This window comes from Streptomyces sp. NBC_00080 (assembly GCF_045041255.1).
In the GTDB taxonomy this organism is placed as follows: Bacteria; Actinomycetota; Actinomycetes; order Streptomycetales; family Streptomycetaceae; genus Streptomyces; species Streptomyces coriariae.
The window spans coordinates 2,616,571-2,641,563 of the sequence record NZ_CP108235.1 but is presented as its reverse complement, the minus strand read 5'-3'; the positions used below and the strand labels follow the sequence as shown (position 1 = coordinate 2,641,563).

Annotated in this window: 18 protein-coding genes; 13 read left to right on the top strand and 5 right to left on the bottom strand. The window is 70.6% G+C overall.

The features are described 5' to 3' along the window. Positions 1-55: 55 nt before the first annotated feature. Complete coding sequence (gene lexA / locus OHU34_RS11490; RefSeq protein ID WP_142266513.1) at positions 56-835, bottom strand: transcriptional repressor LexA; 780 nt, start codon at positions 833-835, stop codon at positions 56-58. Between the two features lie 584 nt (positions 836-1,419). On the opposite strand from lexA, the gene nrdR reads away from it, so the two are divergent. Together nrdR and OHU34_RS11480 are read left to right on the top strand one after the other, a co-directional pair. Further along, positions 1,420-1,989 (top strand): transcriptional regulator NrdR, encoded by a 570-nt coding sequence (gene nrdR, locus OHU34_RS11485; protein ID WP_028806030.1) that lies wholly within the window; start codon positions 1,420-1,422, stop codon positions 1,987-1,989. A gap of 166 nt (positions 1,990-2,155) precedes the next feature. Next, positions 2,156-5,056: a vitamin B12-dependent ribonucleotide reductase gene (locus tag OHU34_RS11480; protein WP_142266514.1), complete on the top strand. Its 2,901-nt coding sequence runs from the start codon at positions 2,156-2,158 to the stop codon at positions 5,054-5,056. Between the two features lie 123 nt (positions 5,057-5,179). Here OHU34_RS11480 and OHU34_RS11475 read toward each other — a convergent pair whose 3' ends face one another. After that, positions 5,180-5,713, bottom strand: coding sequence for a TerD family protein (locus OHU34_RS11475; protein ID WP_142266515.1), 534 nt, complete (start codon positions 5,711-5,713; stop codon positions 5,180-5,182). Positions 5,714-5,868: 155 nt separating this feature from the next. Here OHU34_RS11475 and OHU34_RS11470 point away from each other — a divergent pair, with 155 nt between their 5' ends. The 3 genes from OHU34_RS11470 (at position 5,869) to OHU34_RS11460 (ending at position 8,217) form a co-directional block, all read left to right on the top strand. Further along, positions 5,869-6,474 carry a YdbC family protein gene (locus OHU34_RS11470; RefSeq protein WP_020125079.1) on the top strand — a complete coding sequence of 202 codons (606 nt, stop codon included), beginning with the start codon at positions 5,869-5,871 and terminating at the stop codon, positions 6,472-6,474. Between the two features lie 150 nt (positions 6,475-6,624). Beyond that, entirely contained in the window at positions 6,625-7,284 is a 660-nt protein-coding gene (locus OHU34_RS11465; protein WP_142266516.1) for a histidine phosphatase family protein, read from the top strand. Positions 7,285-7,296: 12 nt separating this feature from the next. Further along, positions 7,297-8,217, top strand: coding sequence for an ADP-ribosylglycohydrolase family protein (locus OHU34_RS11460; RefSeq protein WP_142266517.1), 921 nt, complete (start codon positions 7,297-7,299; stop codon positions 8,215-8,217). A 366-nt stretch (positions 8,218-8,583) separates the two neighbouring features. On the opposite strand, the gene OHU34_RS11455 is transcribed toward OHU34_RS11460, so the two are convergent. Continuing rightward, complete coding sequence (locus tag OHU34_RS11455; RefSeq protein ID WP_142266518.1) at positions 8,584-10,131, bottom strand: MFS transporter; 1,548 nt, start codon at positions 10,129-10,131, stop codon at positions 8,584-8,586. A gap of 206 nt (positions 10,132-10,337) precedes the next feature. Between OHU34_RS11455 and OHU34_RS11450 the strand changes: the two genes are divergently transcribed. The 3 genes from OHU34_RS11450 (at position 10,338) to OHU34_RS11440 (ending at position 12,463) form a co-directional block, all read left to right on the top strand. Further along, positions 10,338-10,961 (top strand): TetR/AcrR family transcriptional regulator, encoded by a 624-nt coding sequence (locus OHU34_RS11450; RefSeq protein ID WP_142266519.1) that lies wholly within the window; start codon positions 10,338-10,340, stop codon positions 10,959-10,961. A 93-nt stretch (positions 10,962-11,054) separates the two neighbouring features. Beyond that, a complete protein-coding gene (locus tag OHU34_RS11445) occupies positions 11,055-11,756 on the top strand; it encodes a ribonuclease HII (protein WP_405766176.1) in 702 nt (233 codons plus the stop codon). 68 nt (positions 11,757-11,824) lie between these two features. After that, on the top strand, positions 11,825-12,463 hold the full coding sequence (locus OHU34_RS11440; RefSeq protein WP_142266521.1) for a hypothetical protein: 639 nt from the start codon (positions 11,825-11,827) through the stop codon (positions 12,461-12,463). Between the two features lie 204 nt (positions 12,464-12,667). On the opposite strand, the gene OHU34_RS11435 is transcribed toward OHU34_RS11440, so the two are convergent. Both OHU34_RS11435 and OHU34_RS11430 read right to left on the bottom strand, forming a co-directional pair. Beyond that, positions 12,668-13,288, bottom strand: coding sequence for a hypothetical protein (locus OHU34_RS11435; protein WP_020125086.1), 621 nt, complete (start codon positions 13,286-13,288; stop codon positions 12,668-12,670). Between the two features lie 356 nt (positions 13,289-13,644). Then, on the bottom strand, positions 13,645-15,810 hold the full coding sequence (locus OHU34_RS11430; RefSeq protein WP_405766174.1) for a RecQ family ATP-dependent DNA helicase: 2,166 nt from the start codon (positions 15,808-15,810) through the stop codon (positions 13,645-13,647). 164 nt (positions 15,811-15,974) lie between these two features. On the opposite strand from OHU34_RS11430, the gene OHU34_RS11425 reads away from it, so the two are divergent. The 5 genes from OHU34_RS11425 (at position 15,975) to OHU34_RS11405 (ending at position 24,818) form a co-directional block, all read left to right on the top strand. Then, positions 15,975-17,873: a DUF4192 family protein gene (locus tag OHU34_RS11425; protein WP_405766172.1), complete on the top strand. Its 1,899-nt coding sequence runs from the start codon at positions 15,975-15,977 to the stop codon at positions 17,871-17,873. A 706-nt stretch (positions 17,874-18,579) separates the two neighbouring features. Then, positions 18,580-20,499: a glycogen debranching N-terminal domain-containing protein gene (locus OHU34_RS11420; protein ID WP_405772232.1), complete on the top strand. Its 1,920-nt coding sequence runs from the start codon at positions 18,580-18,582 to the stop codon at positions 20,497-20,499. Positions 20,500-20,629: 130 nt separating this feature from the next. Continuing rightward, positions 20,630-21,388 carry an NUDIX domain-containing protein gene (locus OHU34_RS11415; protein ID WP_405766170.1) on the top strand — a complete coding sequence of 253 codons (759 nt, stop codon included), beginning with the start codon at positions 20,630-20,632 and terminating at the stop codon, positions 21,386-21,388. A 130-nt stretch (positions 21,389-21,518) separates the two neighbouring features. Further along, positions 21,519-23,768: an ATP-binding cassette domain-containing protein gene (locus tag OHU34_RS11410; RefSeq protein WP_405766168.1), complete on the top strand. Its 2,250-nt coding sequence runs from the start codon at positions 21,519-21,521 to the stop codon at positions 23,766-23,768. Positions 23,769-23,930: 162 nt separating this feature from the next. After that, positions 23,931-24,818: a FadR/GntR family transcriptional regulator gene (locus tag OHU34_RS11405; RefSeq protein ID WP_142266525.1), complete on the top strand. Its 888-nt coding sequence runs from the start codon at positions 23,931-23,933 to the stop codon at positions 24,816-24,818. The last annotated feature ends 175 nt before the right edge of the window (positions 24,819-24,993 follow it).

Here is a 24,993-nt window from a genome sequence, read left to right as displayed (position 1 = left end):
GATCCCGGGGCCCAGTTTCAGGGGGCGGACGGAGGCGTCCCGTCCACCGCCGTACTCAGACGCGGCGGAGTACGGCCACCACCTTGCCGAGGATGGTCGCGTCGTCACCCGGGATCGGCTCGTAGGCCGCGTTGTGCGGGAGGAGCCACACATGGCCGTCCTCGCGCTTGAAACGCTTGACGGTGGCCTCGCCGTCCAGCATCGCCGCCACGATGTCGCCGTTCTCGGCGACGGGCTGACGGCGGACGGTGACCCAGTCGCCGTCGCAGATCGCGGCCTCGATCATCGAGTCACCCACGACCTTCAGGACGAACAGCTCGCCGTCACCCACCAACTGCCGCGGGAGGGGGAAGACGTCTTCGACCGACTCCTCGGCGAGGATCGGGCCACCGGCTGCGATGCGTCCGACCAGCGGGACGTACGACGCGGCGGGCTTGCCGGCGGTGTCCGTGGGCTGCACGGAGCTGGCCTGGTCGGAACCTCGCACCTCGTAGGCGCGTGGCCGGTGCGGGTCGCGGCGCAGGAAGCCCTTCCGCTCCAGTGCCATCAGCTGGTGGGCGACCGAGGACGTGCTGGACAGGCCGACCGCCTGACCGATCTCCCGCATGGACGGCGGGTAGCCGCGCCGCTGTACGGAGTCCCTGATGACCTCGATCACTCGGCGCTGCCGGTCGGTGAGTCCCGAGCTGTCGGCGCGGATGCCTGGAGGTCGCCCAGGCAGAGAGCGCTTGTGACCCTCGGGATTCGTGGCTTCGTTCATCGCATGCACCGGCTCGAGTCGGCCCTGGGAGCGGTCCTGGGCAGTGATGGTGGCACTGTCTGCGGTGGTGGTCACGTCGGCCCCTCTCGATTGTCTCCCTGCTGGACAACGGTAGTTGCTTTCGAAAGGTTGCGCCAAACACACGTTCGAGTGAAAAAGCGTGGATAGCCTGTCTTGATCATGTGCCTGGGTGTATGGCTAACATGCCGCCCGGCGGACAAAAGGGCTCATTGTTGTACTCTTCACCGCCGAGACGGATGACCTTGTGAGGTGTGGCCTCAGTCTGCCATCCGGTGCCCCGCAGACCGGGAATTGGCCCGGCTCTGCGCGAGAGTCCCACCTCTCCTCCCTGCGGCGCCCACGGTATCGCCGTATCCGGCGCGCCGGATACGGGTGCACGCACGCGTGCGCGGGTGGTTTTCGGGTGCTGGGTGTGACGGCGGGATCGCGAGGGGTGAAGGCGTCGGACGCGACACGCGTCGCAGCCTGGACGTATGGGCCAAGCCCCCATATGTAGTGGTTGGATTGCACCAGTGGCCCAGAAGTTGTGGTCCCCGGTGTCTTTGGATGCTCGTGGATCCCCTATGCTTGGGGCTGCTTCGAGGGGCCCGTGAGGTCCGGCGAGGCCATTGAGTCTGCTGTGAGGAGGGTTGGAGTTCATGCACTGCCCCTTCTGTAGGCACCCCGACAGCCGTGTCGTCGACAGCCGTACGACGGATGACGGCACGTCGATCCGCAGGCGCCGCCAGTGCCCTGACTGCTCCCGTCGTTTCACGACCGTGGAGACGTGCTCGCTCATGGTGGTGAAGCGGTCCGGAGTCACCGAGCCCTTCAGTCGTATCAAGGTCATCAACGGCGTGCGCAAGGCATGTCAGGGGCGGCCTGTCACCGAGGACGCGCTGGCTCAGCTCGGCCAGCGGGTCGAGGAGGCGGTCCGGGCCACCGGAAGCGCCGAGTTGACCACTCATGACGTGGGGCTGGCCATACTCGGCCCGTTGCAGGAGCTCGACCTCGTCGCCTATCTGCGATTCGCCTCCGTCTACCGGGCGTTCGACTCGCTCGAGGACTTCGAGGCCGCCATCGCGGAACTCAGGCACCAGACGGCACGCCCTGCCGCGGACGACGACGACCGCGAGGGCGATGCAGGGACTGTAGTGGGGAGCCGGGAAGACGACGGCGGGCCCGGAGGGACCGTGCAGGTCCCCGAGCCTGCCCACGCCGCCGACTGACCGAAGGGCCGGAACCGGGGTTTCGAGTCCGGGGACGGCCGGGCGGCGGCGGACCAAGACCTGCTGTGGGTGATAGCGCGTGGGTGCCCACAGCACAAGACAGAACACCGTGTCACGGGAACAAACGTGGCATTTTAGGGCGTTTTCGCCCGTAGAGGGAGGCGGCATGACAGAGACGGCGAGCGGTCCGGCACGAGGTTCCCGCGCCAAGGGAACCAAGACCACCAAGGGCCTGCGTATCGAGCGCATCCACACGACCCCCGGCGTGCACCCTTACGACGAGGTGGCCTGGGAGCGTCGTGACGTCGTCATGACCAACTGGCGCGACGGCTCGGTCAATTTCGAGCAGCGTGGCGTCGAGTTCCCCGACTTCTGGTCGGTGAACGCGGTCAACATCGTCACCAGCAAGTACTTCCGCGGTGCCGTCGGCACCCCGCAGCGCGAGACCGGCCTCAGGCAGCTGATCGACCGCATCGTGAAGACGTACCGGAAGGCCGGTGAGGACCACAAGTACTTCTCCTCGCCCGCCGACGCCGAGATCTTCGAGCACGAGCTGGCGTACGCCCTCCTGCACCAGATCTTCAGCTTCAACAGCCCTGTCTGGTTCAACGTCGGTACGCCGCAGCCCCAGCAGGTCTCCGCCTGCTTCATCCTGGCCGTCGACGACTCCATGGAGTCGATCCTCGACTGGTACAAGGAAGAGGGCATGATCTTCAAGGGCGGCTCCGGCGCCGGCCTGAACCTCTCCCGCATCCGCTCCTCCAAGGAACTCCTCTCCTCCGGCGGCAACGCCTCCGGCCCGGTCTCCTTCATGCGTGGTGCCGACGCCTCCGCCGGCACCATCAAGTCCGGTGGCGCCACCCGTCGCGCGGCCAAGATGGTCGTCCTCGACGTGGACCACCCGGACGTCGAGGACTTCATCGCCACCAAGGTGAAGGAGGAGGAGAAGATCCGCGCCCTGCGTGACGCGGGCTTCGACATGGACCTGGGCGGCGACGACATCACGTCCGTCCAGTACCAGAACGCCAACAACAGCGTCCGCGTGAACGACGAGTTCATGACGGCCGTCGAGAACGGCACCGAGTTCGGCCTCCGCGCCCGTATGACCGGCGAGATCATCGAGAAGGTCGACGCCAAGGCGCTGTTCCGCAAGCTCGCCGAGGCCGCGTGGGCCTGTGCCGACCCGGGCATCCAGTACGACGGTGTGATCAACAACTGGCACACCTGCCCCGAGTCCGGCCGGATCACCGCGTCGAACCCGTGCAGCGAGTACATGCACCTGGACAACACGTCCTGCAACCTCGCCTCGCTGAACCTGATGAAGTTCCTCAAGGACGACAGCAAGGGCAACCAGTCCTTCGAGGCCGACCGATTCCAGAAGGTCGTCGAGCTCGTCATCACCGCGATGGACATCTCCATCTGCTTCGCGGACTTCCCGACCCAGAAGATCGGCGAGAACACACGCGCGTTCCGCCAGCTCGGCATCGGCTACGCCAACCTCGGCGCCCTGCTGATGGCCACCGGCCACGCCTACGACTCCGACGGCGGCCGCGCGCTGGCCGGCGCCATCACCTCCCTGATGACGGGCACGGCCTACCGCCGCTCCGCCGAACTGGCCTCCGTCGTCGGCACGTACGACGGCTACGCCCGCAACGCCGACGCCCACAACCGCGTCATGAAGCAGCACTCCGACGCCAACGGGACGGCCGTCCGCATGGACGACCTGGACTCCCCGGTCTGGGCCGCCGCCACGGAGGCCTGGCAGGACGTGCTGCGCCTCGGTGAGAAGAACGGTTTCCGTAACTCCCAGGCGTCCGTGCTCGCCCCGACCGGCACCATCGGTCTGGCGATGTCCTGCGACACCACCGGCGTCGAGCCCGACCTCGCCCTGGTCAAGTTCAAGAAGCTGGTCGGCGGCGGCTCGATGCAGATCGTCAACGGCACCGTCCCGCAGGCCCTGCGCCGCCTGGGTTACCAGGAGGAGCAGATCGAGGCGATCGTCGCCCACATCGCCGACAACGGCAACGTGATCGACGCCCCCAGCCTCAAGCCGGAGCACTACGAGGTGTTCGACTGCGCCATGGGCGAGCGTGCCATCTCCCCGATGGGTCACGTCCGCATGATGGCCGCGATCCAGCCCTGGATCTCGGGTGCCATCTCCAAGACGGTCAACATGCCGGAGACGGCGACCGTCGAGGAGGTCGAGGAGATCTACTTCGAGGCCTGGAAGCTCGGCGTCAAGGCGCTCGCGATCTACCGCGACAACTGCAAGGTCGGTCAGCCCCTCTCCGCGAAGACCAAGGAGAAGGAGAAGACCGAGATCACCGAGAAGGCCGAGGAGACGATCCGCACCGCGGTCGAGAAGGTCATCGAGTACCGCCCGGTCCGCAAGCGTCTGCCCAAGGGCCGGCCCGGCATCACGACCTCCTTCACGGTCGGTGGCGCCGAGGGCTACATGACCGCCAACTCCTACCCGGACGACGGTCTCGGCGAGGTCTTCCTGAAGATGTCCAAGCAGGGTTCGACCCTCGCCGGGATGATGGACGCCTTCTCCATCGCGGTCTCCGTCGGTCTCCAGTACGGCGTGCCGCTGGAGACGTACGTCTCGAAGTTCACCAACATGCGCTTCGAGCCGGCCGGCATGACCGACGACCCGGACGTGCGGATGGCGCAGTCGATCGTCGACTACATCTTCCGCCGCCTGGCGCTCGACTTCCTGCCCTTCGAGACGCGTTCCGCGCTCGGCATCCACTCCGCCGAGGAGCGTCAGCGCCACCTGGAGACCGGTTCGTACGAGCCGACCTTCGAGGAGGAGAACGTGGACGTCGAAGGGCTCGCGCAGTCCGCTCCGCGGCAGACGGACCTGAAGGCCGTGGCCACTCCCAAGGTCGACGTCGAGGTGATCGAGCCCGCTCCGAAGCAGGCTCACACCAGCGCCGAGCTGGTGGAGATGCAGCTGGGTATCCAGGCCGACGCACCGCTGTGCTTCTCCTGCGGTACGAAGATGCAGCGGGCCGGTTCCTGCTACATCTGCGAGGGCTGCGGGTCGACCAGCGGTTGCAGCTGATCCCTGCCGTGCCGATCAGGTCGCGATGACCTGACAAAGGGCGGTGGAGCCGGTTCCCCCGGCTCCACCGCCCTCGGTGTTTTGCGGAGCCACCGTACGCGAGGCGTCGGTGGCATGGCGCCTTCAGGAGTGGCGCACCTGGCCCATGGTCCTCGTGAACGTCGCCGGGTCGTCCTCGAAGCCCTGGACGCCGGGGTGGAACGACCATCCGTCGGACGACTCGCGCAGGAACTCCCCGACCGTCGCCGCGGTCGCGCCGAGGACGCCGGCGAAGTCGTCCTCGTCCAGGACGGTGTAGCCCTCCCGTATCCGGAAGGCGGGGTTGAGCACACCGACGAACGTCCGGTGCTCCGGGTTCTGCTGGATGACGACACCGACGACCACGCGCGCGTACCGTGCGTCCAGGCGGTCGAGCTCCAGCGTCATCACCTCGTCCCAGCCGAAGCCCTTGCCGTCCTTGCTGTCCCGGTTGAGGTAGATCGTTCCGTCGGGGGAGCGACTGTCGAAGTGCACCACATAGGCAGGGGCACCATGCGGATCGCTCTCCAAATAGGTCGCGGCCACGATGTCGAGGTCGGTGGGTGGCTGACCCGTCGGACTCGGGTCCCACTTCAGCGCCATCTCGACCTTGCGGATTCCCTTGTTGAGGCCGCTCACCGGATTCCCCTCCCCGATTCCCCGTCTGATATCGCCCTGAACCCGCCGACTCTCAGGGCCGGTTGCCCATCCTGCCACGCGCGTGTGCGCCGTCGCAGCGTCGCTCTGTGAACGAGAGTGACCAACGCCACGCCCACTGGCCGTACGATGGCGCGGTGCTGGTCAAGTGGATTCGCTGCACCGTGGTGGACCGCCGCGGTTTCGAACGGGGACAGCGAAAGTGGGCGGGGCTTCTGGGGGAGCCGGGGTTCCGGGGGCAGGGCGGGGGCTGGAGCAGGGGGCGGCCCTCCGTCGCGCATGTCTTCGCGTTCTGGGAGAGCCGCGCCTTCTACGACTCCTTCATGGCGCGTTCCCATGACCGGCTGGCGGCGGCTCAGTCGGGCACCTTCAAGGACGCCCAGGTGCGTCTGTTCGACTACCGCTTCGACGTGAAGACGGGCTTCGAGCCGCGCTTCACCGACTCCGATCTGCTGCGGGTGGCCCTCTGCAGGGTCCACGAGGAACGCGCCGAGCACTTCACCCTCATGCAGGAGAAGGTGTGGAATCCGGCCATGGCCGGCTCGCCCGGCATGATCCGGGGGCTGTTCGCCGAGGCGCCCGGGCACGAGTTCATGGTGCTCTCGATGTGGCGCTCGGCGGCCGAACACGGAAAGTACCGAACCGAACGCGTGGAGCGGCTCGCACTGCGCGCCCAGACGGAGGCGGACATATCCGCCCTCACCGGTGACATCGTCGAACTCGAGTCGACCTGGACGGTTTGAAAGGCGGACTTGCCGACGGGCGCGTCGGAGGCGCCCCGGATGCGTCAGTCGTGTGTTGTATGCGCTTTCCGTTGCGGGATTTGTGTGACCTACGCTGTATGAAGGCCGTACGAGTGCTCAGTCGGCCGTCACCCGATCTAGGGTTTTGGCATGGCACGACCACGGCGCATCGTCCTTGTCCGGCACGGGGAGTCAACGGGCAATGTTGATGACACCGTCTACGAGCGTGAACCCGACCATGCACTGGCTCTGACCGAGCGAGGGTGGCAACAGGCGGAGGAGACGGGAAAGACCCTGCGGGAGGTGTTCGGCCACGAGCGGGTCAGCGTGTACGTCTCCCCCTACCGGCGTACGCATGAGACCCTCCGGGCCTTCCACCTGGACCCCGAGCTCATACGGGTACGCGAAGAGCCCCGGCTGCGCGAGCAGGACTGGGGAAACTGGCAGGACCGCGACGACGTACGGCTGCAGAAGACCTACCGGGACGCCTACGGGCACTTCTTCTACCGCTTCGCCCAGGGCGAGAGCGGCGCCGACGTCTACGACCGGGTCGGCGGCTTCCTGGAGAGCCTCTTCCGCAGCTTCGAGGCCCCCGACCATCCGCCGAACGTGCTCATCGTGACCCACGGCCTCGCGATGCGGCTGTTCTGCATGCGCTGGTTCCACTGGACGGTCGCTGAATTCGAGTCCCTCGCGAATCCGGGGAACGCCGAGATGAGGATGCTCGTTCTCGGGGACGACGACAGGTACACGCTCGACCGGCCCTTCACCCGCTGGCGAGATCCGGAACCGTACGGGATCAGCGGATAGAGTGGCAGAGCGATGACCGCTGACTTCTCTCCCGACCGGCGCCTGGAGCGCGCGCTGGCCAGCCTGCGCGGCCTCGCCCTGGGTGACGCGCTGGGCTCACAGTTCTTCGTGCCGGTGAACTATCCGCTGCTCCAGCGCCGCGCGCTGCCGCCCGGCCCCTGGCAGTGGACCGACGACACCGAGATGGCCTGCTCCGTCGTGGCCGTCCTGGCCGCCCACCACCGCATCGACCAGGACGCACTGGCGCAGTCCTTCGCGCAGCACCACGACTTCGACCGTGGGTACGGGCCCGCGGTCAACCGGCTGCTGAGGCTGGTCAGGGAAGGTGCCGACTGGCGTGAGCTGTCGGCCGCCCTGTTCAACGGGCAGGGGTCCTGGGGCAACGGCGCCGCCATGCGCGTGGCCCCGCTGGGAGCCTGGTACGCGGACGATCCCGAGCAGGCGACCCACCAGGCCGAGATCTCCGCCTACCCCACACATCAGCACCGGGAGGCCGTCGTCGGGGCCATGGCCGTCGCCGCGGCCGCCGCGCTGGTCGGCGCCCCGGGAGGGCCGCCCAGCGCCGAGGCGCTTCTGGACGGCGTCGTCGCCCTCGTTCCGAAGAGCGCCGTCGGCGCCGGTCTGCGGCGGGCCAGGGACATGCTCGACTACGCCGACGCGGCCACCGTCGCGGCAGTGCTGGGCTGCGGGAGGCGGACGTCGGCCCACGACACCGTCCCCTTCGCGGTCTGGTCGGCGGCGCGCGCTCTCGGTGACTACGAGACGGCGTTCTGGACCACCGCGCAGGTCGGCGGCGATGTCGACACGACCTGCGCCATCGTGGGCGGAATACTCGCCTCCGGCGAGGCGGGGGCGCCTCCGGAGGTGTGGGCACGGCAGGTGGAAGCGCTGCCGAGGTGGATGCCCGTCGGCCACGAGGTGCCTGACGCCTGACGCCTGACGTTTGTCGGCGGTCGGCGGTCGGCGGTCGGCGGTCGGCGGTCGGCCGTACGGCTCACCGTGCGCCCGCGTCGTCGCGCTGGGCGAGGCGGCGCGGCAGCCATTGAGCCATTGAGAACTCTCGGTGTTCGATGGGAACTCTGTGTGACTGTCCCGCGTTCTTCGGACATCCGCTGTGCGACCTGTGCGTGCAGGTGGGCGGGTGGCCGTGGGACGACCTAGGGGGTGCGCGTGCGGTTCGAACTGTTGACGATCATGGTGTCGGTATCGAGAGGCCGCGCGGGCCGACCCGGAAGCGGTGGACGCGCCTTCGTCGGAACAGGCAGTGACACTCCCGGGTCGGCCGACAGTGCTGGTCCGTCAGCCGGCCGTGGGGCCCGCCGTGCCGGACAGTGCCTCCAGGTCGCTCTTCTGGACGCGGATGACGAACCAGGCCGTCACCAGAGCGAGTACGGCCATCGCGGCAGCCGGGACGAAGGCCGTCGAAATGCCGTGGGCGAGTACGTCATGCCCCCAGGGGGCGGGCAACTGGTGCGTCTTGGCGAACTCGGCCTTCTGTTCCGGGGTTCCGTCCGCGAGGAACTTCGGCAGCTGCTTCTCCGCCTCGTCCTTGCTGGCCGTACCGAAGACGGTCGTCAGGATGGACAGGCCGAGCGAACCTCCCACCTGCTGCGTGGCGTTGAGCAGACCGGACGCGGCGCCCGCTTCGTGCGGGGCGACACCCGAGACGGCGGTGACCGTCACCGTCACGAAGTTGAGTCCCATGCCGAAGGCGAAGACCACCATCGGCCCGAGCACTCCGCCGATGTAGGTGCTGTCGGGACTGATGAAGGCCTGCCAGATGAGGCCGACCGCCACCAGTGCGGAACCGACGAGCATGAACGGCTTGGGGCCGACGGTGGGCAGGAAGCGCTGCGACAGACCCGCGCCCGCGGCGATGGCGACCGTGACGGGGAGGAAGGCGAGACCCGCCTTGATCGGGCTGTAGCCCAGCACGTTCTGCACGAAGAGCACGATGTAGAAGAACATGCCGAACATGGCCGCAGCGAGGCTCAGCATGATCACGTACGTACCGGAGCGGTTGCGGTCGGCGAACATCTTCAGTGGAGTGATGGGCTCCCTGGCCCGCGACTCCGTGAACACGAAGGCGACCAGCAGGACCAGTGCGACCGCGAAGGCGCCGACGGTCAGACCGTCCCGCCAGCCTTCCTCCGCCGAGCGGATGAACGCATAGACCAGGGAGACCATGCCGAGCGTCGAGGTCAGCGCACCGGCTATGTCGAAGCGGCCGGGGTGACGTTCGGACTCGCTGATGTAGAGCGGAGTGAGGAAGGCGATGAGCACGCCGATGGGCACGTTGACGAACAGCACCCAGCGCCAGTCGAGCCACTCGGTGAGCATGCCGCCCGCGAGCAGGCCGATGGCGCCGCCGCCCGCGGAGACCGCGGCGAAGACGCCGAAAGCCCGGTTCCGCTCCGGCCCCTCGGGGAACGTGGTGGTGATGAGCGCCAGCGACGTGGGCGACGCGATGGCGCCTCCCACGCCCTGGAGGGCGCGTGCGGCGAGTAACTGCCAGGGTTCCTGGGCCAGTCCGCCCAGGAGCGAGGCGAAGGTGAAGAGAAGAATGCCGGCCATGAACACTCGTCGCCGGCCGAGGATGTCACCCGCTCTGGCGCCGAGCAGCAGCAGGCCGCCGAAGGTGAGTGTGTAAGCGCTGACCACCCAGGTGAGATCGGTGGTGCTGAACTTGAGCGAGTCTTGAATGTGCGGAAGCGCGATGTTCACAATCGTCGCGTCGAGTACCACCATGAGTTGGCAGGCCGCGATCACGGTGAGTGCGATGCCGGGATGTCCCTCCCGACGGGCCGCCCCGGGTTTCTGGTTCTGAGTCAGCTGAGAGGTTGTCACTATGAGTCCCCCACAAGAGCATTAGTGAACGATGGCGTTCACTGGCTCGTCAACGGTAGTGAGTCCTTCGTAGTGAACGCAAGCGTTCACTCGCGGCGTCGCCCCCTCGGCGTGTCCCCCGTCGCGGTCGCGCGGAGCCTCGCTCCACCCCCTTGATCCCCGCTCTGCCCTGATCCCCGCTTCCTCTGCTCGCTGGAGACACCTGGATGGATACTTCGCGCTGGACGGCCGCCCCCGCTCGGGCGTCCTCTCCCCGCCGGCGCGGCGCCGTGCTCGAACGTGCGATTCTCGATGCCACGCTGGAGCAGTTGGGCACCGTCGGCTGGAACGGCCTCACGATGGAAGGGGTGGCGGCCGGTGCCCAGACCGGAAAGGCTGCCGTCTATCGCCGCTGGCCGTCCAAAGAGGCCCTCGTCACGGATGCCCTGCGGGCCGGGCTGCCTCGGCTGGACGCCGTACCCGATCTGGGCAGCGTGCGGGCGGATCTGATGGCGCTGTGCCGTGACGCGCGTGACGCGATGTTCTCCCGCCCTGGCTTCGCGTTGCGTTCGATCATTCACGAATGCGATCCGACGCAGGCTGAACGCTTCCACACCTTGATCATCGATGGAGTGGTGGAGCCGACCGTGAAACTGCTGCACGAGGTCGTCAACCGCGGAATCGAGAGAGGAGACGTACGGCCCGACGCGGCGAACGGTTATGTCTTCGATGTCATTCCGGCCATGATGATGTATCGATCGAAGATGTGCGGATGCGAATGGGATGATCGTGAACTCGACGAGATGATCGACCGGCTCATGCTGCCGCTGCTTCGGCCGGACCGGCCCTGAGCGCGGATTCGGCGGCCTTCTGACCGGTTGGCGGGGGCCCGGTGCCGACCGGGGTGTCGCGCCGGGCTCCCGGCGGCGTAATCTGAGGGCGCCATGCCGTACGAACCACCCACTCACACCGTCGAGCGCTCCCTCCGCGCCACGACCGGAGCGAAGGTCATTGCCGGTGTCGACGAGGTGGGCCGCGGTGCCTGGGCCGGACCCGTCACCGTCTGCGCGGCCGTCACCGGACTCCGTCGACCCCCCGTAGGCCTCACCGATTCCAAGCTGCTCACCGTCAAGCGGCGTAACGAGCTCTCGCAGGAGCTGCTGACGTGGGTGACCTCGCACGCCTTGGGTCACGCCTCCCCGGAGGAGATCGACGATCTGGGGATGACCGCCGCGCTCCGGCTCGCCGCCGGGCGGGCCCTGGATGCCCTCCCGATCCGCCCGGACGCGGTGATCCTCGACGGGAAGCACGACTACCTCGGCGCCCCGTGGCGGGTCCGTACGGTGATCAAGGGCGACCAGTCCTGTGTGGCGGTCGCGGCGGCCTCGGTGATCGCCAAGGTCCAGCGCGACAAAATGATGGCCGAACTGGGTGTCGACCATGCAGACTTCGGTTTTGCGGACAATGCCGGGTATCCGTCGCCCGTGCACAAGGCCGCACTGGAGGAGCGGGGACCCACTCCGTTCCACCGGTTGTCGTGGGCGTATCTTGATGCGCTGCCCCAGTGGCGGCACCTCAAGAAGGCCCGTACCTGGGCGAGCGGGAGCGTTCCGGGAGTCGAAGGTCAACTCGGCTTCGACTTCTGACGATTCCGGTCGCACTGATGTGCCACCCGCTGGCGCTTGCCGCACCAACGTTTGATAAATAACAGCTCATGCCTCTCATTCCCCAGGAGCCTCAGATTCACGAGAGTGCCCAGGGTCCCCGCGCCACTCCGGCCAGTGGCCGCACAGCGCCGACCCCTCGACCCGTACCCGGACCCCGTCCCGCGGCTCCGTCGCGTCCCGGTCGTCCCGGACCCGTCCGGCCCACGCCACCGGCGCAACGCGCGCCGCGTGACACGGTCGCCAAGCCCGGGCCCTCGGCCCCGGCCGCCCCTGCCGTCGCCGCGCCTGCTTCGGTGACTCCTCAGGTCCAGTTGATCCCGGCCTCCGCCGAGGGGGCGCTGGACGCCGCCGAGGAGGCCGTGGACCTCCTCCTGGACTCGGGTCGCACTCCGGGGGACGTGCTGGTGGTCACCACCGGCGAGCAGCACCCCTGGGCCACCCATGAACTGTCCTTCGGTGAGGCGCCCTACTGGGCGCAGCACGACGCGGGAGACGACGTCTTCTACGCCGATGCCGCAGTGCTGGACCGGGCGGGCGCGCGTCCCGTCGTCGTGGTCGCCGTCAACGGCGGCCCCGACACCGTGGCCGCCACCGCTCTGCCGCTGGCCCGCGCTCGGGCGGCCGGCCTGCTGATCGTCTGTGGCGATCCGCGGCAGATCAACGCCGCGCTGGGCGCGGGCGTCTGAGCCGGCTCCGGTAGGCCGTCAGGCGCCGGGGTCACGGAGGCGTCGCTCGTGCGGCGCCTCCGTGGTGTGTGTGCCGTCGGCACGGCCTTGCGCGTGCCGGACGGCCCAGGTCTCGGCGCGCGAAGATGCAGGTGGGCCCCCGGGAGGTTTGCGCCTCCCGGGGGCCGACGTACTTGCGGGCTCTTTTGGCCGCCCGGCCGCCTCTCAGCGGGCTGCCGCGCGACGGAGTACCTCCGAGGCGGCGCCGCCGGTTCGGGGCAGCGGCGGTGGGGCCTCGGACAGGGCGAAGGGTTCCGGAGTCGAATCGGCGTGCGGCCGACGGCCTCCGCGGCCCTCGCCGAGGACCTGCCACCCGTCCCGGGTGAGAGTGATGTACGCCCCACAGCGCAACCCGTGCAACGTGCAGGCGTCACGCAGACCCCACATCCACGCCCCGTCCTCTTCCGTCCAGCGCGCGTCGCCGTCCCGGCAGTAGAGCAGCACGGCGGTGCGCACGGGCGTGCGCAGCCGCAGATCGTGCGGGATGACCCGGCGCAACTGGGCGAGCAGCGCGTTGCGGAACATCCAGCCGTCCGACGATGCCTGGCGCCGGGTGAACGAGGCGCTCGCCCGCACCCGTTCGTCCGGGTCGAGTACGGCCACGATCGCGGTGGCCGGCCGTGGCCGGTGCCGCGAGTGCAGTCCGCTGACGACCTCCCGTGGGTTGCGCAGCAGCGGGATGCCGGCCGCTGCCCACTCGGCGGGTTCGAGCAAGCGGGTGGCGGAGGTGGCGGACGTGGACGTCGACAGCGATGCCGCCGAGGACGGAGCGAATCCGAAGGTCACGATCCTCCCTTCGGCTACGGCCCACACAGCGGGCGGGTCGGATTCGGGGGAGCGCACGCCGCAGCAAAGCCCTACCGGACTACGGGCGAGCCGTGCGGGGAGCGGAACTCAATTCTTCCTGGCGAACTGGGATGCGGCAACGAGCAATTGGGGCCACCGACCGTTATGTGACGATGAGTGACTTATATCCTTACCCAGTGATTCTCGGAAGGACACGTGAGCCGACAGCTCACGGCCTGTGAGTGCCTCCGTGGCGGCGGATTCGACAGACAACCACATCGGCACGCCGATGCCGAGGCGCCACCGGCAGGCGGTCGGGGGCGCGCGGGACGGGCTTCGCCGGTCGCAACCCGTGGTCAGCCTTGCACGGCCAGTACCAGAGGCAACACCCCCTGCGCGCCCGCGCGACGCAGCATCCGGGCCGCGACCGCGAGCGTCCAGCCCGTCTCGGTGTAGTCGTCGACGAGCAGAACGGGCCCTGAGGCCTCGGCGAGCGCGGCGGCGAGTGCGGGCGGCACCTCCAGCATTCCGTGGAGCGCCTTGAGGCGTTGGGCGCTGTTGCTCCGGGAGATCGGCGAGGCGTCAGCGGTGTACTCCACCGAGCCCAGGAGCGGCAGTCGGCCGACTTCGGCGATGCGCGCACCCAGGGAGTGGATCAACCGCGGTCGGGTGCGGGAGGCGATGGTGACGACCCCGACCGGGCGTGGCGAGGCGTCGGCCACCGCGGAGGCCCAACCGCCGGGGCCCTTCGCCCAGTCGGCCAGCACCCCCACCACGGCCCGCGCCACATCGTCCGGGACCTGCTCGTCGGAAGCCTGGGCAGTGAACATCGGGCGCAGTCGGTTGCCCCAGCCGATGTCGGAGAGGCGCCCCAACGCCCGCCCGGTCGAAGCCTGTTCACCGGCCGGAATGCGCCCCTTGAGCTCCACGCCGATCGCCGGGAGGCCGGTCGGCCACATCCGGCGGGGCTCCACCTCGACGCCCGCGCGGCCCAGGTCCACCCGCGCGGCGTCCAACGAGGCCGTGGACGTCTCGGCGGTGTAGCGCGCCCCCGCGCAGTTGTCGCAGCGGCCGCAGGGCTTGGCGCCGTCGTCATCGAGCTGACGCTGCAGGAACTCCATCCGGCAGTCCGTCGTCGACGCGTACTGCCGCATCGCCTCCTGCTCGGCCTTGCGCTGCCGGGCGACCCACTCGTACCGCTCGGTCTCGTACCTCCACGGCTGCCCGGTCGCGAGCCAGCCGCCCTTGACCCGCTTGACCGCCCCGTCCACGTCGAGGACCTTGAGCATGGTCTCCAGGCGGGAGCGGCGCAGCTCCACCAAGGGCTCCAGAGCGGGCAGCGACACCGGCCGCTCCGCGCGCGCGAGGACGTCCAGGGTGCGGCGCACCAGCTCCTCCGACGGGAAGGCCAGCGACGCGAAGTACTCCCAGATCGCCTCGTCCTCCTTCCCCGGCAGCAGGAGCACCTCCGCGTGCTCCACACCGCGACCGGCGCGGCCCACCTGCTGGTAGTAGGCGATGGGGGAGGACGGCGATCCCAGGTGCACGACGAATCCGAGGTCGGGCTTGTCGAAACCCATGCCGAGCGCGGAGGTGGCGACCAGTGCCTTGACCTTGTTGGCCAGCAGGTCCTCCTCGGCCTGCTGCCGGTCGGCGTTCTCCGTGCGTCCGGTGTACGAGGCGACGATGTGGCCGCGCTGGCGGAGGAAGGCGGTGACCTCCTCTGCGGCGGCGACGGTGAGCGTGTAGACGATTCCGGAGCCGGGCAGGTCGTCGAAGTGATCGGCGAGCCACGCCATCCGGTGCGCGGCGTCGGGCAGCCGCAGCACGTTCAGGCTGAGGCTCTCGCGGTCCAGCGGGCCGCGCAGCACCAGGGCGTCCGAGGTGCCGCCGGTGCCGAGCTGTTCGGCGACATCGGCCGTCACGCGCGCGTTGGCGGTCGCGGTGGTCGCGAGCACCGGTACGCCCGGCGGGAGATCGGTGAGCATGGTCCGCAGCCTGCGGTAGTCCGGGCGGAAGTCGTGGCCCCAGTCGGAGATGCAGTGGGCCTCGTCGACCACGAGCAGTCCGGTCGCGGCGGCCAGTGCGGGCAGCACCTCGTCACGGAAATCAGGGTTGTTGAGCCGCTCCGGGCTGACCAGCAGGACGTCGACCTCGCCGGCGGCGATCTCGGCCTGTACGGTGGCCCATTCCTCGGTGTTCGAAGAGTTGATGGTCCGTGCGTGGATACCGGCCCGGGCCGCGGCCTCGACCTGGTTGCGCATCAGGGCGAGCAGCGGAGAGACGATCACGGTGGGGCCGGAACCGCGGGCTCGGAGCAGCGAGGTCGCCACGAAATAGACGGCGGACTTGCCCCACCCCGTCCGCTGCACCACCAGGGCCCGGCGCCGGTCCGCGACCAGCGCCTCGATCGCCCGCCACTGGTCCTCGCGCAGCCGGGCCACGCCCGTTGAGTCGCCGACGAGGCGGGCGAGGACGGCGTCGGCGTCGGCCCGGAGATCCGCGTTGCTCGTGTGCTCCATGCCCCCATACAACAGGACGGCGCTGACAATCCGGCCTGTGACCGGAAGCGGCTGGGCGTTGCCCGGCCGTGCCGCGGCCCTTCCGCTCCGCGTGTCTGACGTGCTCCTGATCGGACTTATCCACAGGTCAAGCGGAACCTCGTGATCCGCGAGATCGTCGGCGCATGACGAATCACAGCGAAACCACTGGATCCTCCGAAAACGGCGACATCACCGGACGGGACGGACGTGAGCACCCGGCCCGTGCCGGCCGCACGGTGTTCGAGGGAGGCATCGGGTACGGCGCAAGCCCCGCCGACCACCAGGTCACCCTGCGGACTCCGGCGGAGCTGGCCGACGCCCTGCCCTATCTGCTCGGGTACCGGCCGGAGGACAGCATCGTCCTGGTCGCCCTGCACGACCGCGGCGGACGAGGCCGGTTCGGCGGCCGGGCGCGGCTCGGCATTCCTGCGAACCCGGACGACTGGGGAGCCGTCGCGCAGCAGTTGACGCAAGGACTCGTGAAGGGCAGCGAACGCCGGGGCACCCGTCCCGCGAGCATGGTCGTCTACCTCTGCCAGGAGCCGGGGAAGGGGGAGACGGGCCGTCAGGTCATGGAGCGGCTCCAACCGCTGGCCCACCGACTGCGTCTCGAGTGCGGCCGTCTCGACGTCCCCGTGATCGAGGCGCTCTGTATCGCCGACGGCCGTTTCTGGTCGTACTGCTGCGGCGGCAAGGGCTGCTGTCCGGTCGAAGGGGTGGCGATGGGCCTGCCCGGCACCTCCGTGCTGGCCGCGGCCGCGACCTACGCGGGCATCCAGGTCCGGGGCACCCTGCGCGAGTTGCGTGCCCGACTGCTGCCTCTGGAGACCGGCGCCGCACTGGAGCAGGAGATCGCCCTGGACACCGCAGGCATGGCGCTCCTCCCGAGGATCCTCGACGAGGAGAGTCGCGCGGCGGTGGCCGAGGAGACGATGGACCTGGCCGGGCGGATTGTGCGCCGCCTCGCCGAGGCGCCCGTCGTGCCCGGTGCTCTCCCGGCGGACCGCCGGGACGACGAACTGCTCGGATTCGACGAGGCCGCAGCTTTGATCCTCGGCCTCCAGGACCGGGCCACGCGTGACCGGGCGGCGGGGTGGATGGAGGGCGACGAGGCGGCCCCCGCCCTGCGTCTGTGGCGGGCCCTGGCACGGCGCTGCGTCGGACCGTACGCCGAGCACGCGGCGGCGCCGCTCACCCTCGCCGGCTGGGTCGCCTGGTCCACCGGCGACGAACTCGAGGCAAGGGAGGCCCTCGCCATGGCACTGGGCGCGGACCCGGACTATCTGTTCGCCCGCCTTCTGCACCAGGCCTGCAACGAGGGCCTCGACCCCGAGTCGGTACGACGCTGCCTGCGCGCCGAGCGCGAGGGACGCGGGCTGCCCACAGCAGTGGAGACGCCTGGCGAGACTGCTGCGGCCGAAGACTCCGAGGGCCCACAGGACCCAGGCGGGAAGGGGTTCCCCGCAGGTCTGTCCGGAACAGCGAGTGGGGAGGCGCCCACCGACCTACGGTGTCCAGACGCGGAGAATCGCCCCCGTGAGGAAGGCTGCCCCGAGCAGGGGAGCCGCTCCGGCGAGGAAGACCGCTCCAGTGAGCCGAATGACGCGGACGGCTCCGGCGGAGCACAGCACGAGGACCGGCCCGGTGAGGCCGAGCACGAGGACCAGCCCGGCCAAGTGAAGGGCCGCACCCCCGGCGGACTTCCGCACGTTCCAGCGACGCGCGCGTCAGAGTCAGTGCCGGTACCGGCCCCCACGACTGCTCGCAGGCGTCGCCGTGTCCGACCCACCGCTGTCGGCGCGGTCCACGCACGGGCTGCGGCCGGAGCGGAAGGCGGCCAGGAACCGGAAACCCGCACGCCGGGAACGCACGAGCTTCGCGCTCACACACCGAGGCCGCACGTCACGCGCCCTGCCGCGCCGAGCCGAGGAGGATCCCGAACCCGCCCTGCGGGGAAGGCCTCCACGCGGCATCGCGAAAACCGCCCGGGAGGCCCGGAAGGCCTGCGGTCCGACAGCGACGACACGACGGGGCAGGGGTGACGCCCGTTCTGCCGCCGCAGTGAAGGGCGGTGCTGCCGCGTGGGCGGGCCGGCGATGACCGAGGCCGGGTCAACGGACTGCCCTGCCCGGTGAACGCCTGTGGTCGGACACCCCGGCCAAGCAGCCCTGGCGTGGCCTTGAAGTCGGCTCAGCAGGCTCCGAAGCCGGCCCCGCCCGTCCGGATCCGGCGGCCATTCGGTGGGGCCTGCGGCCCAGAGGCGTGACCTGGGGGAGTCCCGCCCCGTTCACCTGAGTGGCGGAACGCCCGCACGGGGCGGGACGCCGCAGCGCACCCGCCCTGCCGGAGCCGTCCACCCGGCCTCGACCATGCCCGAGGCGCACAGAGAGCAGAAGAAGTCACCGCATGCATCAGCCGACTCCGCCCTCAGCCGCCGACGAACGCTCCAGCCACGACACCTCGACGCCGTTCCCCGGCGCGGGCACCGACCCACCGCTCGCGGACGGGCCGGGTCCGCAGCGGGCCGGACTTCCCGGCGAGGGCCGGCGCACCTCACCACTCCCTGCGCCCATCGGGCCGGCGGGAGGCCCGCGCCTGTCCACCGGACCGGGCGTCCGTGGCACGTCCGCCCTCCCGTCGACCGGCACAGCGCGTCGCCCGCCGTCGCCCTCGTCCAGAGGCGCCGGCCCTCCGCCGGGGACGCCTGCCCAGCCTCGCTCGGTCGGCCTGCCCCCCGCCCACACGGCGATGATCTGCGTCGCCCTGCCGGGCCTCGCCATCTCGACGGATCAGGGGCAGCTGACGGGACATGGGCTGGAGGGGTTCTACCGGGCGGGCCGACGCATCCTGTCCCGCTGCCAGGTGCGAGTGGCGGGACGTGAACCGCTGGCGGTCCAGGCCCGGATGACCTCGGCCGACCGGGCCCGTTTCGTCGGCACGCTCCGTGTCACACCGCACGGCGGTCCGGACCCGGACATCGTCGTCGAGCGGACCCGCTCCGCGGACGGCACGGAACTGATCATGCTGCACAGTGCCGCCGCCCGGCCGCTGCGTCTCCCGGTCGAGGTGGCGCTCGGCACCGATCTGGCCGACCTGGGGGCGATCGCGTCCGGCACCGTGGGGTCCGAACTCGCCGCCACCGTCCACGATTCCGGCCTGCGGTGGTCCTGTGCCGCCGGGGCCTCGAGCGTCACGGCCGACCCGCCCCCGGCCGACGCGATCGCCTCCGCGGGACTGCTGCGCTGGGACTTCGAGGTACCTCCCGGCGGAACCGTCCGTGTGGAGTTGAGGGTCCGCCTGGAGGGTGCGGGACCGGTCCGAGCCGTGGGGCGTGCGGCCACGAGCCCTTTGGCCACGGCACAGGCGACGGGCGACGATCCACGCGTCCGGGCGTTCCTGGCGACGAGCGTCGCGGATCTTCAGGCCCTGTTGGTGCGAGACCCCGCGCATCCCGCGGACACCCACCTCGCGGCAGGGGCGCCGTGGCGCTGCGGCCTGGCACCGGCGGACGCGCTTGCCGCGGCCCGCATGACACTGCCCCTCGGGACCCGCCTCGCCGCCGGCACGCTGCGCACCCTGGCCCGTACCCAGATCACGGCTCCGGGGCCACGGTGCGGCATGATCCCCGGCCCCCGTCGCGACGCGGGCGCGCACCTTCCGCCCGGATGCACGGGCATCGAGGCCACGCTGCTCTTCCCGGTGCTCCTCGCGGAGGCCCGCCGATGGGGCCTGCCCGACCCCGAGACGGAGGAACTGCTCCCCGCGGCCGAGCGCTGCCTGACCTGGCTGCGTACCACGGTCGGCGACGGGCCCTACCTGAGCGATCCCCAGCCCGGTGGTCCCGTCCGCTGCGAGACACAGGCCCATGCCCACCGGGCCGCGCTGCTCGGCGCCGACCTGCTCGACGCCTGCGGCAGACCGGGCGGGGAGGGGCTCCGGGAGTGGGCCCGGAAGCTGCGTGCCACCTTCCGGCGGGACTTCTGGATCGACGACCCCGGAGGCGGCCGGCCGGCAGCCGCCCGCACCCCGGACGGGCGGCCGCTGTCCCACCTCTGCGCGACGGCCGTCCACCTGCTCGACACCGGATTGCTGGGCGGCGGCGCCCACGCTCCCGGGCTGCTGGACCGGGTGCAGACCGAACAACTGGCCCGGCTGCTCGGCAGCCCCGTCATGGACTCCGGCTGGGGGCTCCGCGGCCTCGGCGCGAAGGAGATCGGCTACAACCCCTTCGGCCACCGCAGCGGTGCCGTCCGGGTCCACGAAACGGCGATCGCCGTCGCCGGGCTGGCCGTCGCGGGCTACGAGAAGGAGGGCGCCGCGCTGCTGCGAGGCGTACTGACGGCGGCCGAGGCCTTCGGGCACCGCCTCCCGGAGATGTACGCGGGGGAGCGACGGGGTGACGGGACAGCCCCGCTTCCCCATCCGGCCGCCTGTCGTCCTGCGGCCACCGCGGCGGCGGCCGGTGTCCTGTTGCTGACCACCCTGGCCGGCGTCCGGCCCGACGCCCCGGCCGGAACCGTCACGCTGCGACCCCTGCGCGGCACACCCCTGGGGGAGATCGGCCTGACCGGGCTGCGGGTCGCCGGCGCCCCCTTCTCCGTACGGGTCAGTCGGCTCGGTCTCGCCATGGTGGAGGAAGCGGCCGACGGTCTCCAATTGGGAGTGTGACCTCGCACGACGCAGCTCCGGACGCCGGCCCGGGTGGATGACGACGACCGTGCGGCACCGAAGTGGATCAGCCATGGAAGCGGCCGACGAAGGGAGTGTTTATCGTCAGGAAGACGACTATGATCGCCGCATGCCCTACGACCCGTCAGCCTTTCCGCCCTTCGCCGTCACCGTGGACCTGGTCGTGCTGACCGTGCGCCGCCATGCCCTGTGCGCGCTGGCGGTGCGCAGGGGCGAGGCGCCGTTCCAGGGGCGGTGGGCACTTCCGGGCGGCTTCGTACGGGCCGACGAGAATCTCACCCAGGCCGCGGCGCGTGAACTGGCCGAGGAGACGGGACTCCGTGCCCACGACCCCTCGGCCCCGGCGTACGACAACGGTGCCCATCTGGAGCAGCTCGCCACGTACGGCGACCCCAAGCGCGACCCCAGGATGCGCGTCGTCAGCGTCGCGCACCTGGCGCTCGCACCGGACCTGCCGGCCCCGCGAGCGGGCGGAGACGCCAGCAACGCGCGTTGGGCGCCGGTCGAGGAACTGCTTCAGCACGGCGGTTACGGGCGGGACGGAGAACCGGTCGCACCCCTCGCCTTCGACCACGCCCAGATCCTCGCGGACGGCGTGGAGCGGGCCCGTTCCAAGATCGAGTACTCGTCCCTGGCGACCGCGTTCTGCCCCACCGAGTTCACGGTCGGCGAGCTCCGCCGGGTCTACGAGGCGGTGTGGGGCGTGGCGCTCGACCCGCGGAACTTCCACCGCAAGGTGACCGGCACCCCCGGCTTCCTGGTGCCCACCGGCGGCACCACCACCCGCCAGGGCGGCCGCCCGGCGCAGCTGTTCCGGGCGGGCGGCGCCACCTTGCTCAATCCGCCGATGCTGCGTCCCGAGGTGTGACGCGGGCCCACCGTGTCGGCCCACGGGCGCGGGAGGGGCTTGGGGTGGTCGGCCGCGGCTGGGCAACGTCCGCATGGTGCCACCGTGCGGTGAACGGAAAAAAGGGATATACCGCGCTATCTTGCTACGGGTGATCCAGGCCTTCGGACTGACCAGCAACTCCCGCAAGGCGCTTCCGCCCGCCGTCGACGACGTCTCCTTCGAGGCGCGCGCGGGCCGCGTCACCGTGCTGCTCGGAGCGCCGGGCGCGGGCAAGACCACGGCGCTGAGACTGATGCTCGAACTCCAACAGGGCCGCGGGCTCGCCTACTTCCGGGGCCGTCCGCTGCACCGTATCGCCCACCCCTCGCGCGAGGTCGGCGTCCTCCTCGGCGATGTGCCGGGGCACCCGGCCCGCACGGTCCGGGGCCACCTGCGCATGTTGTGCGCGGCCGCCGGGGTTCCGGTGCGGCGGGCCGACGAAGTGCTCGAGGTGGTCGGCCTGGTGAGTCTGCGCGACGAACGCCTCGGCACCCTGTCCCGCGGCGTGGACCGGCGGCTGGGCCTGGCCTGCGCTCTGCTCGCGGACCCGCACACCCTCGTCCTCGACGATCCGGCCGACGGGCTTTCCGGGCGCGAGAACCGCTGGCTGCACGGCATGCTGCGCGCCCACGCGGACCAGGGCGGTACCGTGCTGACGACCACGGCCGATCCCAAGGAGGCCGCCCGCACCGCCGACCGGGTCATCACCCTGGAGCGGGGCACGCTGGTCGCCGACCAGGAGGCCACCGACTTCGCCCGCACCCGGCTGCGACCCCGGGTGGCCGTCCGCAGCCCGCATGCCGCCCGCCTGGCCGCCCTGCTCGCCAGGGAGGCGCGAGCCGCGCAACGCTCCGTCGAGGTCGTGCAGGAGGACGGCAACCGGCTCTCGGTGTACGGCAGTAGCTGTGCCCAGGTCGGTGAGACGGCATTCCGGCACGACATCCTGGTCCACCAACTCGCCGACGAGACCGGCGACATGGGGCCGGGAGCAGGGGCGGAGGATCAGCGGCGCGCGCGCCCCGAGGCAAGGCCGGGCTCCTCGGCTCAAGCAGGCCGGGGTCCCACGGACGGGGAGCCGGTCACCCTCGCCGCCGTCTCCGACCCGGGCACGGAACATGCGGAGGTCCCGGAAAACGCACGGGGGGCGAGCGATTCCCGGCGCACGGGAACCGCGGACGGGCCGTGCGGCCCCGACGATGCACCGCTGCCGTCCCCAGCGCCGTACCGGCCTGTCGACGCGGTGCCTCGCGACGGCATCCCGGCTTCCGACGGCGTCTCCCCGTCCGCTGTCGCGGCGTCCGTCGCCGTCGTCCGAGCCCCGGAAAACCCGGACGCACCGGTGTCTCCGACTGCCCCCGACAGGCACAGCGCGGGGAGACCGGCCGTCTCCGCAGGCACGATCGTCGACGGACTCCGGCGGCCCGGAGAAGCCGGCACCGCCGACGGTGGCGCCTCGGGTACCCACCCCGCCGCCTCCCGTTCCTCGGCCGCGTCCGTCGTGTCCTCGGCCCAGCGCCCCGGCCGCCCCTCCGTGTCTCGCGATGTCCACACCCTGCCCGCCCTGCCGCCTCCCATCTCCGTCCGCTCGGCCCCCAGCCCCCTGCGTCCGCTCCGCTACGAACTCCGTCGAGCCACCGGGATCGGCACCGGATTCACCACCGGTGCCGCCGTGCTGATCGTCTCCGCCCTCACCGCCCTGCTCCTGGCCCGCGCGGGTCACACCGCGCAGGCACGGCTGCTGGCCGCGTGGCCCACGGAGCTTCCGCTGCCGCCCGCGGCGCTCGGCGCGGGACTGCTCGGTGCGCTGGCCTTCGGAGACGAATTCCGCCATCCCGCCCTGGCCGCGGACCGCGGCACCGTGCCCCGAAGGCTGGGAGTGCTCACCGCCAAGCTCCTCGTCGCCGCTCTCACCGCGCTGATGCTGGCCTTTCTCACGGTGGGCTGCGACGCCGAAGCGCTCTATCTCGTCTACGGACGGGAGGTCGCACAGGTTCCCGGGGACTGGCTTTCGCTGAGCGCGAGTTGGATCGGCCTCGTGGTCGGCTGTGCCTGGACCGGTGTGCTGGCAGCCGGTGTCTTCCGCTCCACCACGGCCGGGATGGCGGCGGTGGTCGCCATGCCCGTCGTCGTCCTGCCCGTCGTACAGAAGGCCGTGGAGAGCGCGTCCGTGCGGACGGCGGCCGGATTCTCGATGCGGCTGCGCGAGCTGCTCCTGGTGCAGTGGCCCTTCGGCGGAGAGCGCTATCTGGCCGCCGCGGCACGTGTGATCGCCCAACCGGTCGGCGGCGCAATGACGTTGTCGCTGACGGCCCTGCTGTGCGCGTACCTGCTCACGACCCTGCGCAACAGAGCCCGATGACCACCGTCCGGGCCGATCCGATCCCGGCGTGTGCGCAACTCCCCGAAGAAAGCCCATTTCTTTCCGATAAGGCGTCAATTGCGACGGGGTGAGCGATCACCCTTTCGTGTGCTTTTCACCAAAGACCTCAAGGGAGTTGGGAGCGACGCCGACAAAGGATCCGTGAGTACCCTTGCGCACACCATGATGACCGCCGCCCGCTCCACCGACTCCGGTCTGGCCGGCCCGGGCGAACTCGACCGCTATCCCTTCGGTGAGGCCCCCGTGGCCGAACGCGTCGGAGCCCCCGTATGGGAGTCCGCGGAACCTGAGCTGGGCCGCGTGGGCCGTCGCGCCGCGGGCAGCCGCGGACGCGGACTGCACGGCCAACTCGTCCAGCAGCTCGGTCAGATGATCGTCTCGGGCGACCTGGGTGCCGACCGACCGCTGGTGCCCGAGGAGATCGGTCAGCGGTTCGAGGTGTCCCGCACCGTCGTCCGCGAGTCGCTGCGTGTCCTGGAGGCCAAAGGCCTGGTCAGTGCCCGGCCGAACGTCGGCACGCGCGTGCGTCCCGTGAGCGACTGGAACCTTCTCGACCCGGACATCATCGAGTGGCGGGCGTTCGGCCCCCAGCGCGATGACCAGCGGCGGGAGCTGAATGAGCTGCGCTGGACGATCGAGCCCCTTGCCGCGCGCCTCGCCGCAGGGCACGGGCGCGCCGACATCCAGCAACGCATGTCCGACATGGTCGAGATCATGGCGCACGCCATGGGGCAGGGTGATGCGCTCACCTACTCCCGGGCCGACGCCGAGTTCCACTCGCTGCTCATCCAGGTCGCGAGCAACCGCATGCTGGAACACCTTTCCGGGATCGTGTCGTCCGCCCTCCAGGTCTCCGGCGGCCCGGTCACGGGCTGTGACCGGCCGAACGACGCGTCGCTGGGGCATCACGGCCGGATCGTCGACGCCCTCGCGGCGGGCGACGGCGCCGCCGCCGAGACGGCCATGCGAGCACTGCTCACCGTTCATCCCGAGGTGGAGCGGGTCGTGCCGGCGCCGCGCGAACACTGACCGCACCGCGCGGGAGACGGTCGGGGGTGCCTCCCCCTCCCATGTCGTCCTCGGCCGCTCCATCCGTACTCCCCCTCGGACCCCGCAGAACCCGTCACGGGGCCTGCGGGGTCCGACGGTCGATGTGGCGGAACCGGCCCAGGCGGTACCGGTAGGCTCGACGGGTGACCTCATC